The sequence below is a fragment of the Neisseria sp. P0009.S007 genome (assembly GCF_051962515.1).
Genome location: NZ_JBQCVF010000520.1, coordinates 1 through 1,033 on the forward strand (window position 1 = coordinate 1; position 1,033 = coordinate 1,033).

The following is a 1,033-nucleotide window of genomic DNA, read 5'->3' on the forward strand; positions in this document are numbered from 1 at the left end:
ATTTTCAGACAATGACGGTACTTCTGTAGAAGAGTCTAGCCAAACGTTGACATTAGATGATTTATCCAAGCAACCAGAGTTGACAGAGCCATTATTAAATCAGGCTTTACAAATGCGAAATTATGTTTCAGCGGCGCAGCTCTTACCTATATATCGTAAATGGAGCGGGCACGATCCTATTTTATTAGCTTATGCACAAGGTGCAATTTGGCGATCTGAAGGAAAATATAAAAAGGCTATCAAACTTTATCGTTCTATTCTTGCTAAAAATTCTGATCTTGTTACTGTCCGTTTAGATTTAGCTGCTATGCTTTATGAGGATAGACAGACTCGCAATGCGAAACATGAATTTAATGTGGCCAAGGAGCAGGGGCTTCCTGAAGATGTACTTCCGACTATCGCACTTTATGAAGATGCTATGAAGAAAAAGAAATGGCAAATTTCAGGTAGTCTAAGTTATATCCAAGACAGTAATATCAATAATGTTTCAACAGAACGCGAAATTCATCTTCCTCAATTTGGTAATTTAGCATTTGAAAAGAATCCTGACTATTTGCCGCAAAAAGGACATGGGTTTAATTATTCGTTATCTATCAATCGTGATGATAATATTAAAGATAACCATTACTTAGCTATGTCGGGTGATATAGATGGTGTGACTTATTGGGATAATCATGCTTATGATGATCAAGTAGCAAGAATAAGCCTGGGTTATAAAAATAAAAGTTTTAAAACAGATGGCTATGTTATGCCATTTTTAGAAAAACGTCGTTATGGAAATCATCCTTATTACACACGTGCAGGTGTAGATTTAGGCATTTCAAATTGGATAACGCCAAATTTACGTTTGTCTGCTAACAGTACAATAGCAAAAAAAGATTATGCATATACTGAACGACGAGGGAAAGATTATCAAATCGGAGTAGGTGCTACTTACCTTTTAAACAATGATACTTATTTTTTAGGTGGTTTAAACTATGCTCGTGATAAAGTAAAACATTATGCTGGCAGTAGCTCTAAACGTATAGGGAGG

1 protein-coding gene is annotated in these 1,033 nt (G+C 35.6%); it reads left to right on the forward strand.

What is annotated here, in order from left to right:
• A partial coding sequence (locus tag ACTHS3_RS14480) for a surface lipoprotein assembly modifier (protein ID WP_440368307.1) occupies nucleotides 1-1,033 on the forward strand: 1,033 nt, incomplete at both ends.